Origin of the sequence: Trinickia symbiotica, from assembly GCF_002934455.1 — a bacterium.
Classification (GTDB): Bacteria; Pseudomonadota; Gammaproteobacteria; order Burkholderiales; family Burkholderiaceae; genus Trinickia; species Trinickia symbiotica.
Window position 1 is genome coordinate 208,058 of record NZ_PTIR01000003.1, and the last position, 14,904, is coordinate 222,961.

Consider the following 14,904-nt stretch of genomic DNA (forward strand, 5'->3'; position numbering starts at 1 on the left):
CTCCCGCGGTTCACTTGAGTACAGCAATGCTTTTCACCCCACCTGAGCCCACGGCCACCAGGCCGCCGCGCTCAAGACTCGTACCGTCCCACAGTGACCACGGCTGACCTGGCACGTCTGCCGCGCTGAAGCTCGCGCCGCCGTCCGTGCTGATCAGGATACGGCCGTCCTGGCCGAGCAGCGCAAGCCGCCCATCAGCGAGCCGCACGCCGCCGAGCAGACTCGATTCGTCAGGAATGCCAACTTTCGTCCAGGTCTGCCCGCCGTCGACGCTGCGGAGCGCATTGCCGCGCAAACCATAGAGAATCATGTTCTCGGGTGTACCGAAGATGCCGAAAAAGCTGCCCTTGTAAGGCACGGTCAGCTTCACGAACTGCTGCCCGGCCGCATCGAGGCGCATGACGAGGCCCTGCTCGCCGACGATGTACAACGTGCTGCCGATCCTGCGTATCGCATGCAGGTTCAGCGCGTCCTGTTCGTTTTCGGTGCGGTCGAACCACGGCGTCCAACTCGCACCGCCATCGTCAGTTCTAAAGATGACGTTGAACGAGCCGATGATGTAGCCGGTGCGCTCGTTGTCGAACCAAACCGAAAGGAAGGGGCGTCCGGGGCCGTCATTGACAAAGCGTTTGGCTTCTTCGAGCGCTGCGGCGATCTTGGGGTTCGACTGGTCCTGCTTTTCGTAGTAGGCCAACATCAGGGCAGCCGCCGATCTGCCGTCGAGTTGTTTGACCCAGGATGCCCCGCCGTCCGCGGTATGCAATACGATGCCATCCTGACCCGTCGCCCAGCCTGAGCTTGGCGACGCGAAGTACACGGCCACCAGGTCAGAACTCACCGGTGCGGGGGCTTGCCGCCAGCTCGCGCCGTTGTCATCGGACAAGACGATCAGTCCACGCAAGCCGACAGCAACCAGCCGGCTTCCGGCATGCGCAACTGCAAGCAAAGGCGCGCTTCCGGCACGCGGGTTCGCCGCCGCCGGCGTGTCGATCGGATCGGCGAATGCCGCCAGCGACGGCTCGGCGACAGCTAGCGCGAGCGCGAGCAGTGCCGCGTTCAAATACATTCGGCGCATCATGTCTCCTGTCGATCAAAGTCAGCTTGAGGGCTGACTCTGGTCCCATGCAAAGCTGCCGTCCATCTCAGCACAGGCGGTATGCAGCGGGAAAAACCCGCTGCATATCGCCCGTGGTGGGTCGTGCTGTCGACGACTCGCTCAACTGAACGGGAATCAGTCGAGCCGATTTGAATCAACGAATGCCGGTGGACTGCATCCGTTCAGGCGTGAAATAGCTGCTCGGAAAATCGACATTGAAGAAGATACCTGCCGTGTCCGAGGGATGACTGCCCAGCAGATATACGCCGCTGTTGAAGTCGAAGAACCAGTTTCCGAGCGAATATGGGATCTTCGTGTCATATGCCGGTACCGTGTCTTCGAATCCGCCTCGATACAGTTTGCCTGCCTGGTCGTACGCGTCCATCATGCCGCCGCCCAAATCCTCGTCCGTATAGAGGATCTTCTTGCTGTAGAGGTGCCGCGCGCCGGGTTTGAGCGTCAATTCGATCACGCGGACTCGATGCAGCTCCCAACGGATCTGATTGGCGTTCGGGAAATGCGGCGTCAGCATTTCTTTGTCCGGGACCGCGTATTCCCACTTGTACCCGTTATACGGAATATACATTTCCCGGGTACCCAGCAATTTGGCCTTCCAGCGATCCAGCTTGCCGTACATCAACTGGATATCGTCCATGGTAATCACGCCCGAGTAGCCGGGATTGGGCGTGTCGTAGGCGAGATCGGGGGCAACGCGGGTGCGCCGCTGACCTGGCGCATACTCCCACCCCGGCCAGTCGCGCGAACTCGACATGTAGTTCCAAAAGAGCGTGGTATCGCCCTTCAGGCGCGCGGGTGCGGCGTAGTCATTCTGAACCTGGTACCAGACACCGTCCGTTTTCTTGAACCCGTCCCGGCCCAATGCCGGATCGTAGTAGGGAAAATAAAGGCTGCTCTTGAACGAGCCCGTCAGCACAGGATTGCCCGAACTATCCATCAGCCAGGTGTTGACGAAGTTCTTATGCTTGGTGCCGACGAACCGCATGATGTAGTTGTAGAGCGCTTCCTCGCCCGTCTTTGGGATCGGGAATGGAACGCAGCCAAAGGCGTCCTCGATATCCTGTCCGCCATCCGCCAGCTTCGCCTTGACTGCATTGATCTTGCAATTCTCACCGAACCACGCGGGAAACGACACGCTGCGATGCGTCGGATAGACGAGCATCTTGTAATCGGGATAGCGCTTGAAGAGTTCCTTGGACGACTCGCTCAGCTTGTCCGCGTACTGCTGCCAGTTCTGAGCGGTGATCGTCAAAATCGGCTTTTCGCCGGCAAACGGATCGGCCCATTTGCCGCTATTCGGTTTGAAGTCCGCGGGCGGCTGCGTGATGCCGCCCGTATACGCCGGAATCTGGCCGTCCGCGCTGCCCGCCGCCTCTGCGCCGAAAACCGTGAGTTCAGTGCCGAGTTTCGCCGCTTCGTCCGCCGATACTGCCGCGTAGACATGGCAACCATAGGTGACGGCGATCGAGGCAGCCGTCAGTAACTTTGCGATCTTCATTTGCAAATTTCCTGTGAAGTCCCGGGTGATCAGCTCTTCTTCAAAGCGTGGTCTGGTACGTGATGCCGAACCAGCCTTTATCCGAATAGGGCGCGCCGTTGACATTGGTCGCCGTGCGCTTCCAGTTCGTGTAACCGGTGTAGGTGAAATTCACGATGTGCTTGTTGTGGATGGTGAATTGCAGGCCCGCTTGGTAGATGTTGCTGCCCTGGTTGCCGCCATCGACAGTCGGCGTATTGCCATGAATGTTCCATTGTACGAAGAGCGGCAGGTCGAGATCCACACCGGGGAACACCTGATTCCAGTGGGGTGTGAACGAAACACCGAACGTATAGAAATTCCTCGTCGCGCAACCGAGCGCGACCGCGTCGGGCGCCGACGTGCATGCCGCGGAGTAACCGGGCGCGTTGAAGTTCTGCGCACCGGAGGTCACCTTGATCAGGTGCGCCGCAGCAATTTCCATTGCAAGCGGCGCCTCGTTCCAAAGGAACGACTTGCCCAGGTAGGTCGTCGTATTGAGCAGCGCGTGTAGTGTATCGCCACGCGCCCCTTCGAGCGAACCCGGCGAGCCGCTGCCGGCCGACGACAAAGGCGTATTGCGGCGATACGAGACTTCCGCGCCAACCGCCGTGCCGGCAATCTGACTGTTCACACCGATGCCGAGCAGCTGGACCTTGTTCGCGTAGATATCCTCGGTGGTGAAATTGGCCGGATTGAACTGATCGAACCACGGCGTCTTGTAAGTGAACCGTCGGTAGGTCAATTCAACGGTGCTCGAAAATTTTTCGAGGCGGTATTTGGCCTCCACGCCGATGTCGCCTATGTCGCCCTGCGGTCCCTTGCGGTTGAAGATCGGGAAGGTCCCCGCGTACGCGGAGATTGGCGGACCGTAGTTGATCGAATCCGACCCACCGAAATAGGTGCCGCCTTCGGGATACCGGTCCGGCAGCCATTCGAATGAGTAGTAGCCGCTCAACTGTAACTTGTTCGTCACTTGGGCCGAGGCGGCCACTTGCCCCGTAGGCAGCGACAATTCCTTCAGCGATGCACCAGGGCTTTGCGTCGCCGCGATCAGGTTCTGCGGCGCCTGCGACACGGCGACCGAGTTGACACCGCCCACGCTGCCGATCAGCGACTGCCCCCAGATTTGCGCGAGACGGCCTACCTTGATGTCGATCGGCACGTGACCCGCGTTGACGGTGGTGAAGCCGAACGCGTCGCGCACTTCGGCAGACGGCCCGATGTAGTACTTCTTGATGTAGCCGGTGTAGTTGTTCCCCGGATAGTTAGCGACGTTCTGCAGGCCCGGCGCGCTCTTGTCCTTGCCGGAATAAGCGGCGTCATACCAGCCCGCGATGCTGAAGCGGAAGCCTGTCGTTTCCTTGTACTTGAAGTCGAATTCGCTCGTGATGTCGAGCCGCGCGAGCATGGTCTGGTAGCGCTTGAAGGTGTTGTCGCCTTCGTCGTAGGACGGGTTGTTCGCGATCGTCGGATTCAGTCCTTGCAGCCGCACGCCGTAGTTCGCGCGCAGCGTGGTGTCCAAGTCCATCTGGATGTCCGGATTCGGCGTGGTGATCGTAAACGCATGCGCCATGCTCGCGAAGCCCCCGCACAGGCCAGCCAGCAGCATCGCTTCAAGGCTGCGCCTAAGCGCAACGCCGCCTTTCACAGTCGATTTCATCTTGTCTCCTCTGATTCGGAATCCACTCGGACGCGTCACTCTCTTTCCCGCGCATTTGACCGAAGCTTTTCAATCGGTGCGTCTTTTAGAATGTTGTTCAGCATCGTAAATGCGCCGTCGATGGAGTGTCAATAGTGTTTTCCAGTAGAGAACCCTCGTCGCGCGGGCAGCGAGCGAGGCTCGCAGCGCAGGCCTTTGCGACTGCGGCTTGGTCAATGGAAGCGCTGCGATACAGGGAGTGCGCGTGCTGCGCACTAAGCGGGGCCCCCAAACAGGGCACCGAAAGAAAGCGGTGAGCGAGAGCGGCACGGCGCGGCTCGAGCGCGCCTTAAGCGCGCCTCGCCCGGCGCGCGAAACGGCTCGCCGCGCTGACGCTATTTCACCTCCCAGACCAGCGGCAGGTGATAGAGCGTGCCGTTCACGCCGCCGTGAACCCCCGCCTTCTCGCCTGGCTTGATCTGGAAATCAGGGATGCGCTTCAGCCATTCCTGCAGGAAGACCTTCAGCTCCACGCGGGCTAGAAACGAACCCGGGCAGCGATGCGGACCGTTGCCGAAGGTCGAATGAATCGGCGTCGGACGAGAGAAGTCCACGGTGAGCGGGTCGTCGAACTTCCTTTCGTCGAGGCCATGCAGCGTGGTCGGCATGATGATCATGTCGCCCTCTTTGAGCTGCACGCCCTTATATTCGAAATCGTGAGTGATCCGCCGTCCTTGGTTCACCACCGGGAAACGCCGCAGAAGCTCGTCAACAGCTTTTTGCGTCAGTGCGGGATTGTCGACGAGCTGCTTGCGGTGCGCGGGGCTACCGGCGAGGAAGCGTGCGATGAAGCCCATTGCGGAGGCGACCGTGTCCAGCCCGCCGATCAGTACCAGCCCGCACAGGCCTCTCACCTCTTCGTCGGTCAACGGCCGTCCGTCGATCTTCGAGTGGACGATCTTGCTGATCAGGTCATCGCCCGGATTCGCGCGCCGTTCAGCGATCTTCACCCCCAGATACTGGAAGATCGCGCCAAGCGCGGCGAGTTTCTCATTGGCATCGGACGGCCGCACCATCTTGTCCGCCAGGCTCAACAGGTATTCGCGATCTTCAGGGGGCAGCGCCACCATGTTCATGAAAATGCCGATCGGCAAATGCTGTGCAAAGCCCGAAACGAACTCGACCTCGCCCTTCGGGTAGAAGCCCTCGATCAGTTCGATCGCCATTTCGCGTGCCTTCTCTTCGAGCTTGCTGATCGCTTGAGGCATGAAGGCGGGTGCAATCAGCGAGCGATAGGCCGTGTGCTGCGGCGGATCGAAGAAGATGGGCGCCAGCGGCTGATGCTCCACGAGCGGCACGGTCAGCTGCTTGGATGAGAAGTTCTCGTAGTCTTTGAGGATGTGATAGATGTCGTCGCCGCGCGTCGCGATCCAGTGACCGCCGTTGCGCGGCGTCCAGAAGATGTCGGGGATGCCCTCCGCGTGCAGCTTCTTCAGCGAGAGGTGATAGTCATCCTCGGCGCCCGGCGGATCATAGATATCCACATCGACCACCCGTTCGGGTGACACGTGTGCGGGGACCGGTGCCCGTTCCGACGTGCTGGCGTGACTGGCTGCTGACATAGGGTGTCTCCTTTTTTCGATCGATCAGACCATTCGTGAACCGTGCTTAGAGGAAGGCGCCGTACAACTCGACGTGATGTTCGGTGTTACCCCACGTCATATCGATGCAGGTGAGACGCTTCACGTACCAGCCGATCGCGAGTTCGTCTGTCATGCCCATCCCCCCATGAAGCTGGACTGCCTGCTGTGCGACGTATCGGGCGCTCTTGCCGATCAGCGCCTTTGCAGCGGTGACCGCACGGTGCGCCGCCTGCTCATCGTCATCGCCTAGCTTCGCTGCCGCGAAATAGACGATCGATTTGGCCTGCTCGACTGCGCTCAGCATGTCCGCGGCACGATGCTGCAACGCCTGGAATTTGCCGATCGGCGAACCGAACTGCTTGCGCGTGCGCAGATAGTCGAACGTGAGATCGGTCAGCCGCGACATCGCCCCCACCGCTTCGGCGCAGAGCGCGAAAATGCCCTGATCGACGATCCATTCGAGCAAGGGGTAGCCTTCATCGACGGCGCCGATGACCGCCTGCGCGTCGACGCGTACGCCGTCGAAAACGACCTCGGCGACACGCTGCCCGTCGAGCGCCGGAAAACCCTTTACGCTCACACCTGGCGCCCGCGCATCGACCGCGAAAAGCGTGATGCCATGCTTGTCCGTCTGCTCGCCCGAGGTGCGTGCGGACACCAGCAGGATGTCAGCGCTGTCGCCGTGCAGCACGACGCCCTTTCGCCCCGTCAGGATGAACCCGCCACTCGTTGGCTCGGCCGTGGTCGCGACGCTCCACAAATCGAAACGCGCGCCAGGCTCGAGCGTCGCCAACGCCGTCTTCAGGCTGCCGTCCGCGAGCCCCTCGAGCATCTGCGCTTTGCGCGCCTCGTGCCCGGCACGCCCGATCAGCTTCGCGCCGATCACCGCGGACGACAGAAACGGTTCCAGCACCAGTCCGCGCCCAAACGCTTCCGCCACGAGCATCGTCTCCACCGGCCCAGCCCCGAGGCCGCCGTGCTCCGACGGTATGTTCAGCGCCAGTACGCCCATCTCGGCCAGCGTGGACCAGTGCGCGTCCGACCAGCCCTGCGGGGTAGCCGCCAGACGGCGCCTCGCCTCGAAGTCGTACTCCTTCTCGACGAAACGGCCGACCACATCGGCCAGCATCTGTTCTTCTTCAACCAGCGTGAAGTCCATGGCGTGCCCTCAGATGCCCAGCGCCTGTTTGGCGATGATGTTTTTCTGCACTTCCGTCGAACCGCCGTAGATCGAGATCTTGCGCCAGTCCAGATAGTGCGCGGCGAGCGAGTTGAGCAGTTCGCCGTTGGCCGTCTCGCCCTGCCAGTCCGCCTCGAGCGCTTCGCTCACGAAAGGCACCGCGTAAGGGCCCGCGCACTCCATGATCAGCTCGGTCAGTTGCTGCTGAATCTCTGAACCGCGAATCTTAAGCACGGACGCTTCCGGTCCGATGGGGCGCCCTGCCGTCTCGGCCGAGACGACACGCAAGAGCGACCATTCGTGCGCAATCAGGTCGATTTCCACACTGGCGATCCGATCGCGAAAGCGGATGTCCTCGATAAGCGGCTTGCCATGCTTGCGTTCGACGCTCGCAATCTCCTTGAGACGGCGCATGAAGCGCTTGCAGTTGCCAAGGCCGGCGATGTTGGTGCGCTCATGACCAAGCAGATACTTCGCGATCGACCAGCCGCGATGCTCCTCGCCGACTAAATTGCTCACCGGAACCACCACGTTGTCGAAGAACACTTCATTGACGTCGTGGCCTCCATCCAGCGTGCGGATGGGCCGCACGGTGATGCCGGGCGTCGCCATGTCGATGAGCAGGAACGAGATGCCTTCCTGCGGGCGCCCGCCGGCATCCGTGCGCACGAGGCAGAAGATCCAGTTTGCCCATTGCGCAAACGACGTCCAGATCTTCTGGCCGTTGACGAGGTAGCAGGCCTGACCGTCGCGCTCGATGCGTTCCGCACGGGTCTTGAGCGACGCCAGATCCGAACCTGCACCTGGCTCCGAATAGCCCTGGCACCACCAGTCTTCCATCGAGATGATGCGCGGCAGGAAGCGCTCGCGCTGCGCGTCGGTACCGAACTTCTGGATCACCGGTCCAACCATCGAAAGCCCGAACGGCATCTGGCGCGGCGCGCCAGCGGTAAAGCATTCCTCGTCGAAGATGTTGCGCTGCGCGGCGTTCCAGGCGGCGCCGCCATATTCCGCGGGCCATGCCGGCGCACCCCATCCTCGCGCAGCCAGAATACGTTGCCAGCGAACGTAATCTTCGCGCGGCACGTGGCGGAAATTCAGCACGCGGTCGCGGATATCATTGGGCAAATGCGTCGCCACGAAATCGCGCACCGTCGCGCGGAATTCCTTTTCGGCGGGACTCTCTGTCAGGTCCATCGTCAGACTCCAGTCGCTGCTTTTAGGCGATTTCCACGATTCCGTTATTGAGCACCACGACATCGCGGGCGTCGACGCGCGCACGCAGATGTAGACGCGTGTCGCTCTCGCGCCAGAACTGGAAGCGCACGTCCTCGCCCGGGTAGACCGGCGACGTCAAGCGCAGCGCCAGTCGCTTGAGCCGCGCGGCGTCATTGGCCGCGAACATGCGGATCGCGGCGTAACCCGCCATGCCGTAGGTCGCGAGGCCGTGAAGAATGGGGCGGCTAAATCCGGCCTTCGACGCCACCTCAGGATCGGCGTGCAGAGGGTTCACGTCGCCCGAGAGTCGATAGATCAATGCTGCATGAGCGCCGGTCGAGAAAACGTAGTCCGCGTCCGGAGCGCTCTCCGGCACGGCCGGCAGCGCTTCGGGCGGCGGATCGCTCGCCCCTGACTCAGCGCTGAAGCCGCCGTCGCCACGCAGGAAGGACACCTGCCTGACCTCGGCGAGCCGATCGCCATTCGAGGCATCGATGATGTCCCTCAACAACTCGACGATTGCACCTTTGCCTGCGCCCTTGTCCGTGATCCGGCTCACGCGCGTCTTACTGACGATGGTCGCGGCGACAGGCATGGGCCGCAGGAAGCGCACGTCCTGCTCGCCGTGTACGAGCTTCACGTAGTCGATGCCCGTGCGGGGATCGCGCATCCACGACTTCGGCCACGCGAACGCCGCGGCGCAGGTCGGCATCGCCTGCAGGTCTTTTTCATAGACATAGCGCAGTTGCGCGGCGTCGAGCGGATCCGAGCCCAGGCCGAGGCCGAGCGAATACAACATCACGTCGCGCTCGGTGTACGTCTGCGTGACATCTTCGATCGGCCAGTTCTTGACGACTTCGTAGTTCAACATGAGGGTGTCCTGTCAGTGCTCAAAAGAAACGCCGGGCCGGCTCAACTCTGCTACCCCGAAGCCAATCCTCTTGGAAATTGCCTCCTTGGGGGGCTGGGAGCGAAGCTCCAGGTCTTAGGGGTCAATCGTCCGTGAAGCTCGGCTTGCGCTTCTCCAGGAAGCTCGCCATGCCTTCCTTGTAGTCGTCGCACTGGTTCGCGATCGGCATGTCCAACCCGGCGTACATCACCGCCTCGTGCGGCGTCTGGAACGGCACTTCCCAGACCTGCTCCTTCATGATGCGCATCGAGCGCGGCGAGCAGTAATTGGCCATTTCGCGCGCATACTCGTACGTTTCCTCCGCCAGTCTTTCAGCCGGGATCGCACGATTCACGAGGCCCATGCGCTCCGCTTCGCGGCCCTTGATCTTGCGTCCCGAGAGCAGCAGGTCGAGCGCATGCGCCTGGCCCACGTGACGCGCGAGGATCCACGCCATGCCGTATTCGGCAGTCAGACCGCGGCGCGCAAACGCCGTTGTAATAGTGGCGTCCTCGGAGGCAAAGCGGATGTCGCAAAAGAGCGCGTGAATCAGGCCGATGCCGACCGTTGCGCCGTTGAGCATCGCAATCACGGGCTTCGGAATCGACGGATAGTAGGAGCAGCGCGTTTGCCAGTCCGCGCGCTTGCGCATATCGAAAGGGCGCGGGAGCTTCGTCATGAGCGCGGCAGGGTCGCCGCCGAAGCTGTGAATATCGCCGCCCGCGCAAAACGCCTTGCCCGCGCCGGTAAAAACGATGACGCGCACGCCACGGTCCGCGCCCGCTGCCTGCATCGCCTCGTACACCTCCGTCGCCACCTGGTCGTTCCAGGTGTTCATGTGTTCGGGGCGGTTCAGGGTGATGGTCGCGATACGGTCCTTGACGTCGTACAGAATGGTCTCGAAGCGCATGAGATCCCCTCGATGCTTAGAATGAACGCGGCAGGTCGAGCACGTGCTCGGCCACGTAGGACAGGATCAGATTCGTCGAGATAGGCGCGACCTGATAGAGGCGCGTCTCACGGAACTTGCGCTCGACGTCGTATTCGCACGCGAAACCGAAGCCGCCATGCGTCTGCAGACACGCGTTCGCCGCCTTCCACGAAGCCGTGGCCGCGAGATGCTTGGCCATGTTCGCTTCGGCGCCGCAGGGCTGGTGGTGGTCGAACAGCTCGCAGGCCTTGTAGCGCATGAGGTCCGCCGCGCGCACGTCGATGTACGCTTCGGCAATCGGAAACTGGATGCCCTGATTCATGCCGATGGGCCGGTCGAATACCACTCGCTCGTTCGCGTACTTCGACGCGCGGTCGACGAACCAGTAGCCGTCACCGATGCACTCCGCCGCAATCAGCGCGCGCTCGGCGTTGAGACCATCGAGGATGTACTTGAAACCCTTGCCTTCCTCGCCGATCAGATTCTCTTCGGGAATCTCCAGGTTGTCGAAAAACAGCTCGTTGGTTTCGTGATTGACCATGTTCGGAATGGGCCGCACGGTCAGGCCGTTGCCGATGGCCTGATGCAGGTCCACGAGGAAGCACGACAGCCCCTCCGACTTTTTCTTCACGTCCGACAAAGGCGTGGTGCGCGCGAGCAGAATCATCATGTCCGAGTGCTGCACGCGGGAGATCCATACCTTCTGGCCGTTCACCACATAGCGGCCGTCCTTCTTCACGGCGGTGGTTTTCAGCTTCGTGGTATCCGTGCCTGTCGTCGGTTCCGTCACGGCCATCGACTGCAAGCGCAATTCGCCGCTCGCGATCTTCGGCAGGTATTTGCGCTTTTGCGCCTCTGAGCCGTTGCGCAACAGCGTGTTCATGTTGTACATCTGGCCGTGGCAAAACCCGGAGTTGCCGCCGTTGCGGTTGATCTCCTCCATGATCACGGACGCCTCGGTCAGCCCGAGACCCGAACCGCCGTATTCCTGTGGAATCAATGCCGCCATCCAGCCGGCCTTCGTCAACGCGTCGACAAATGCCTCCGGATAAACACGCTCGTGATCGATACGGCGCCAGTACTCGTCGGGATATTCCTTCGATAGATCGCGCAAGGCGTCGCGCAGTTCCCGATAGGGGTCAAGGGTGGAATTTCGGCTCATGAATGGCTTCCGTTTGCTTGGCTGAACGCGCGCGGCTCAGGCTGCTGAATCGATCAGCCCGCCTGCATCGGCGAGCTGGGCCAGATGATGCTCGGTCGAACCGAACTGAATATCGATGGCGCTCAGGCGCCGAAGGTAATGACCGACCTTGCATTCCTCGGTCATGCCGATGCCGCCGTGCAGTTGCACCCCCTGCTGGCCGACGAAGCGGCCCGAGCGTCCGATCTGCACTTTGGCCGCGGAGATGCTGCGGTTGCGCTCTTCGGTGTCCGGCTCTTCGCTCATCATGGTCGCGAAAAGCGCCATGCTGCGCGCCTGCTCGAGCATGACCAGCATGTCGACCGCGCGATGCTGCAGTGCCTGGAAAGAGCCGATGGGGACGCCGAACTGCTTGCGAACCTTGAGGTACTCCACGGTTTCCTCATGCGCGGCGGCCATTGCGCCCACGGCTTCCGCGCTCACGGCCGCGATCGCCTGCGCCACCACCGTTTCAATCAGCGGCAACGCGCTGCCCGCAACGCCGAGAACATCGGTCTGCGCGACGCGGACAGCGGACAACTCGATGTCCGCCGCTCGCAGACGATCTTGCGTCGGATAGGCATGTCGCGTCACGCCGGCCGCATCGGCTTCGACCAGAAAAAGGCCAATCCCGTTACGCTCGCGTCTTTCGCCCGACACTCGCGCGGACACGACGAGCCTATCCGCACTGCCGCCGTGAAGCACCACGCGCTTTGCCCCGTCGAGCACCCATCCGTCTCCTTCGCGCCGCGCGGTTGTCGCAACATCGGCAAGGTCGTAGCGCGACTGCGCCTCACCATGCGCGAACGCCATCAGCAGCTCGCCTTGCGCAATCCGAGGCAGAATTGCCGCGCGCTGCGCCTCGTTGCCGCCAAGCCGCACGAGGCCACCGCCCAGCACGACCGTCGACAGATAGGGTTCGACTACGAGCCCGCGCCCCAGCGCCTCCATGACGACCATCGTTTCGACAGGGCCGCAGCCGCTGCCCCCGTACTGCTCGTCGAACGTCAGGCCCAGAAGCCCCATTTCGGCGTAGCGCGCCCATTGCGCGCGGCTGAAGCCATCCGGCTCCGCGAGGTATTTGGCGCGCTGCTCGAAGCCGTACTCGTCTTTCACGAGCCGCTCGACGCTGTCCTTGAGCATGCGTTGCTCATCGGTGAAATCAAAGTCCATAACCCATGCTTCTCCGCAGTTCGACGTCGCTCAGAGCCCCAGTACCGACTTGGCGAGAATGTTTTTCTGAATCTCGTTCGAGCCGCCCACGATCGAAACGTGACGCGCGAAATAGTGGTTCGGCGCAATCGTCAGCGCCCAGTCGGGTTCTCGGACTGGATCGCCGAGACCCCGCAAGAAGTCGATGTCGAGCGGCAGCGCATCCGGGCCCGCCACCTCGAGTAGCAGCTCAGCCGAGCGTTGTTGGAGCTCCGAGCCCTTGATCTTCAGAATCGAGGTCTTCGGATCCGGCACGTGGCTATCTTGCGCACGGGTCTCGGCGATCACGCGCATCTGCGTCATCTCCAGCGCCTTCAACTCAACCTCGACGTCGGCGACGCGTTCGCGAAAGCGCGGATCGTCCCACAGCACGCCGTCACCGCAGGGAACGCGCTTCGCGAGATCCTTCGCGTGGCGCACACGCATCTTCGACACACCCACACGAGCGATGCCGCTGCGCTCGTTGCCGAGCAGATACTTGGCGTAGTCCCAGCCCTTGTTCTCTTCACCGATGCGGTTGGCAACCGGCACCCGCACGTTGTCGAAGAACACCTCATTGGTCTCATGGTGGCCGTCGATCGTGATAATGGGCCGCACCGTCAGGCCCGGCGTTTTCATATCGATGAGCAAGTACGTGATGCCTTGTTGCTTCTTGCCGCTCGAGTCCGTTCGCACCAGGCAGAACATCCAGTCGGCGTGATGCGCCGTCGACGTCCAGAGCTTCTGTCCGTTGATGACATAGTGATCGTCGTCGCGCGTGGCCTGCGTTCGCAAGGCGGCCAGGTCGGAACCGGCACCCGGCTCGGAGAAGCCCTGGCAGAACCAGTACTCCAGGCTGGCGATGCGGGGAAGGAAATGGCGTTTCTGTTCGTCGCTGCCGAACGCGATCAGCACCGGACCGATCATGTTGACGTTGAACGACAGTGTCTCCGGCGCCGGGGCCATGTGCAGCTCTTCCTTGAAGATGTATTGCTGCACGGCGCTCCAGCCGGTACCGCCCCACGCCTTGTCCCAGGCTGGCGTAGCCCAGCCGCGCTCGTAGAGGATGCGTTGCCAGCGGCGCAGATCGGCCGCCGAATAGCGCTGCCCCATCACGGCCTTGCGTCGAATGTCGGCGGGCAGCGCCTCCTTGAAGAAGGCTCTCACCTCATTGCGGAATGCCAGTTCTTCGTCGGTATATCGCAGGTCCATGAGTGTCTCGTTCCTTTTTTATGGGTCGACTGCCGCGTGCGGCTCAGGCCAGCGTTCCCGCTTCTTTCAGCTCGCCGATGCGCTCCGGCGCGAGCCATGCGGCCAGCGCGGCATCGATCGTCGCCGCGTCGGGCGCTTCCGGCGCGGTCGGCTTCTCGGGTACCGTGACCGAGAAACGTGGCGCCGGAGCCGGCTGGACGATGCCGTCGATGTCGATAAACGTCCCGCGCGCTTTGAGGTGCGGGTGTTCGGGTGCCTCGCTCCACGACAGCACCGGCGCGAAGCACGCGTCCGTGTGCTCGAGCAGCGTCGTCCACTGCTCGCGTGTGCGGCTCTTGAACTTCAGCGCGAACAACGCGCGAGCCGCAGGCCAGTTGCGCTCGTCGAGTTGCGCGCCGAGCGTTTCCGGATCGATATCGAGCAGGCGGAGCAGCTCGAGGTAGAACTTCTCTTCGATAGGTCCCACCGAAATCCAGTTGCCGTCCGCGCATTCATAGACGTCGTAGAAGTGCGAACCGGAGTCCGTGATATTCGTCCCGCGTCCGTCGCGCCAGATGCCGGCCGCCTGCATCCCAAAGAACGTCGTGGCAAGGTTGGCCGTGCCGTCGACGATGGCGGCGTCAACGACCTGGCCTTTGCCACCGTTGCGCGCATGCAGGATGGCGGAAAGCAGCCCCATTACGAGGTACAGCGAACCTCCCGCATAGTCGCCGATCAGGTTCAGCGGTATCGACGCAGGCTGGCCGCGGCGGCCGATTGCGTTGAGCACGCCGGTGATCGCGATGTAGTTCAGGTCGTGTCCTGCATACTCGGAAAGCGGGCCGTCCTGTCCCCACCCCGTGATGCGTCCGTAGACGAGCTTCGGATTGCGCTCGAGGGCAGCCTGCGGGCCCAAACCAAGGCGCTCGGTTACGCCGGGGCGGAAACCCTCGATCAAGGCGTCGGCGCGCTCCACGAGCGACAGCACGAGCTCGACGGCTTTTGGGTCCTTCAGATCCAGTGCGATCGACTTCCGGTTGCGCAGCAACAGGTTGTAGCGCAACGGCCGCTCGATGCCGAGCTTGACCGGCCGGCGCCGCTCGATGCGCAGCACCGTCGCGCCCAAATCGGCGAGCAACATCGCCGCCATTGGCCCCGGTCCGATACCGGCCAGCTCGATGATTCGGATTCCTTCAAGCGGTCCCATCG

At 62.2% G+C, this 14,904-nt stretch carries 12 protein-coding genes; all 12 read right to left on the minus strand.

The genetic code is table 11. The features are described 5' to 3' along the window. Positions 1 to 10 precede the first annotated feature (10 nt). The 12 genes from B0G57_RS07135 to B0G57_RS07190 all read right to left on the minus strand — a co-directional run bounded on the left by B0G57_RS07135 (position 11) and on the right by B0G57_RS07190 (position 14,902). Positions 11 to 1,078, minus strand: a complete 1,068-nt coding sequence (locus tag B0G57_RS07135) for a WD40/YVTN/BNR-like repeat-containing protein (RefSeq protein ID WP_102606973.1) — start codon at positions 1,076 to 1,078, stop codon at positions 11 to 13. A gap of 172 nt (positions 1,079 to 1,250) precedes the next feature. Continuing rightward, positions 1,251 to 2,612, minus strand: a complete 1,362-nt coding sequence (locus B0G57_RS07140; RefSeq protein ID WP_102606974.1) for a DUF1329 domain-containing protein — start codon at positions 2,610 to 2,612, stop codon at positions 1,251 to 1,253. Between the two features lie 40 nt (positions 2,613 to 2,652). Then, positions 2,653 to 4,293: a DUF1302 domain-containing protein gene (locus B0G57_RS07145; protein WP_102606975.1), complete on the minus strand. Its 1,641-nt coding sequence runs from the start codon at positions 4,291 to 4,293 to the stop codon at positions 2,653 to 2,655. Between the two features lie 374 nt (positions 4,294 to 4,667). Further along, positions 4,668 to 5,894 carry a cytochrome P450 gene (locus tag B0G57_RS07150; protein WP_102606976.1) on the minus strand — a complete coding sequence of 409 codons (1,227 nt, stop codon included), beginning with the start codon at positions 5,892 to 5,894 and terminating at the stop codon, positions 4,668 to 4,670. A gap of 46 nt (positions 5,895 to 5,940) precedes the next feature. Continuing rightward, positions 5,941 to 7,074: an acyl-CoA dehydrogenase family protein gene (locus B0G57_RS07155; RefSeq protein WP_102606977.1), complete on the minus strand. Its 1,134-nt coding sequence runs from the start codon at positions 7,072 to 7,074 to the stop codon at positions 5,941 to 5,943. A gap of 9 nt (positions 7,075 to 7,083) precedes the next feature. Next, the gene (locus tag B0G57_RS07160; protein WP_102606978.1) at positions 7,084 to 8,292 is read right to left on the minus strand and encodes an acyl-CoA dehydrogenase family protein; all 1,209 of its coding nucleotides are present in this window, start codon (positions 8,290 to 8,292) and stop codon (positions 7,084 to 7,086) included. Positions 8,293 to 8,314: 22 nt separating this feature from the next. Further along, positions 8,315 to 9,184: a MaoC/PaaZ C-terminal domain-containing protein gene (locus tag B0G57_RS07165; protein WP_102606979.1), complete on the minus strand. Its 870-nt coding sequence runs from the start codon at positions 9,182 to 9,184 to the stop codon at positions 8,315 to 8,317. Between the two features lie 121 nt (positions 9,185 to 9,305). Next, the gene (locus tag B0G57_RS07170; RefSeq protein ID WP_102606980.1) at positions 9,306 to 10,112 is read right to left on the minus strand and encodes an enoyl-CoA hydratase; all 807 of its coding nucleotides are present in this window, start codon (positions 10,110 to 10,112) and stop codon (positions 9,306 to 9,308) included. A gap of 16 nt (positions 10,113 to 10,128) precedes the next feature. Next, a complete protein-coding gene (locus B0G57_RS07175) occupies positions 10,129 to 11,295 on the minus strand; it encodes an acyl-CoA dehydrogenase family protein (RefSeq protein ID WP_102606981.1) in 1,167 nt (388 codons plus the stop codon). A 36-nt stretch (positions 11,296 to 11,331) separates the two neighbouring features. Further along, positions 11,332 to 12,486 (minus strand): acyl-CoA dehydrogenase family protein, encoded by a 1,155-nt coding sequence (locus B0G57_RS07180; protein ID WP_102606982.1) that lies wholly within the window; start codon positions 12,484 to 12,486, stop codon positions 11,332 to 11,334. 30 nt (positions 12,487 to 12,516) lie between these two features. Then, on the minus strand, positions 12,517 to 13,716 hold the full coding sequence (locus B0G57_RS07185) for an acyl-CoA dehydrogenase family protein (RefSeq protein WP_102606983.1): 1,200 nt from the start codon (positions 13,714 to 13,716) through the stop codon (positions 12,517 to 12,519). 43 nt (positions 13,717 to 13,759) lie between these two features. Then, positions 13,760 to 14,902, minus strand: a complete 1,143-nt coding sequence (locus B0G57_RS07190) for a CaiB/BaiF CoA transferase family protein (protein ID WP_102606984.1) — start codon at positions 14,900 to 14,902, stop codon at positions 13,760 to 13,762. Positions 14,903 to 14,904: the final 2 nt, after the last annotated feature.